General features: G+C 74.1%; 1 protein-coding gene. It reads left to right on the top strand.

The window, feature by feature from the left end:
• On the top strand, positions 1-1,216 hold a 1,216-nt coding region (locus CCN42_RS38900), incomplete at its 5' end, for a glycoside hydrolase family 3 protein (RefSeq protein ID WP_245877670.1).
• Between the last annotated feature and the right edge of the window lie 164 nt (positions 1,217-1,380).

Here is a 1,380-nt window from a genome sequence, read left to right as displayed (position 1 = left end):
GGCCAACCCGGTGATCGGCGTGCGCTCCTTCGGTGCCGACCCGGACGCGGTGGCCGAGCTGGTCGCGGCCGAGACGGCCGGCTACCAGCGCTCCGGGGTCGCGGCGACCGCCAAGCACTTCCCCGGGCACGGCGACACGGAGACCGACAGCCACTACGGCTTCCCGGTCATCAAGCACACCCGCGCGCAGTGGGAGGCGCTGGACGCGCCGCCGTTCCGCGCCGCGATCGAGGCCGGCATCGACTCGATCATGACCGCGCACATCCTGGTCCCGGCCCTCGACGACTCCGGCGACCCGGCCACCCTCTCGCGGCCCATCCTCACCGGCATCCTGCGCGAACAGCTCGGCTTCGACGGAGTGGTGGTCACCGACGCGCTCGACATGGCGGGCGTACGGCAGAAGTACGGCGACGAACGGGTGCCGGTGCTGGCGCTGAAGGCGGGCGTGGACCAGCTGCTGAACGCGCCCAAGCTGGATCTGGCGTGGAACGCGGTGCTGAAGGCCGTCCAGGGCGGGGAGCTCACGGAGGAGCGGCTGGAAGAATCGATCCTTCGGGTGCTGCGGCTGAAGGCGAAGCTGGGCCTCCTCGACGACCCGTGGACCGACGAGGACGCCGTGGACGACAAGGTCGGCACGGCCGCGCACCTCGCGACGGCCGACCGGATCGCCGAGCGGACCACGACCCTGCTGGTCAACGAGGGCGGGCTGCTCCCGCTCGCCCCGGACGACACTCCGCGTCTGCTGGTCGTGGGCGCCGACCCGGCCTCCCCGTCCGACACCACCGGCCCGCCGACGGGTGTGCTGGCCCGGGCCCTGACGGAGCTGGGCTTCACCGCGACCGCGCTCTCCACGGGCACGGCGCCGTCCGCGACGGTGATCGAGCGGGCCGTCGCGGCGGCCGCGGAGGCGGACGCGGTGGTCGTGGCGACCTACAACGTCACCGCGACCAGCACCCAGCGGACCCTGGTCGAACGGTTGCTCGCGACGGGCCGCCCGGTGGTCGCGGTGGCCGTGCGCAACCCGTACGACGCGGCCCGGCTGCCGGGCGTGCGCGCGTACCTCGCGACGTACTCCTGGACGGACGTCGAGGTGCGGGCCGCCGCCCGGGTGATCGCCGGAGAGGCCGAGCCGCGCGGGAAGCTCCCGGTGCCGGTGCAGCGGGCCGACGATCCGACCCGGGTGCTGTACCCCCTCGGGCACGGCCTGACGTACTAGGCCGTGTCCGCAAAGTCCCGTCTGCCCCGCGACGCCTGGCACGCACTCTCGCCGCGCCGGGCGAAGCCCCAAGTACATCCAGTACGAGGGACTCCGCCCGGCGCGCCGAGAGCACGCACCAGACGCCGCGGGGCCCGCCCTTCGGGCGGACGACGGGACTTTGC

It is taken from the genome of Streptomyces glaucescens, from assembly GCF_002154375.1.
In the GTDB taxonomy this organism is placed as follows: domain Bacteria; phylum Actinomycetota; class Actinomycetes; order Streptomycetales; family Streptomycetaceae; genus Streptomyces; species Streptomyces glaucescens.
Note: the sequence above shows the minus strand (reverse complement) of the source record. Positions and strands in the feature narration are given on the sequence as shown.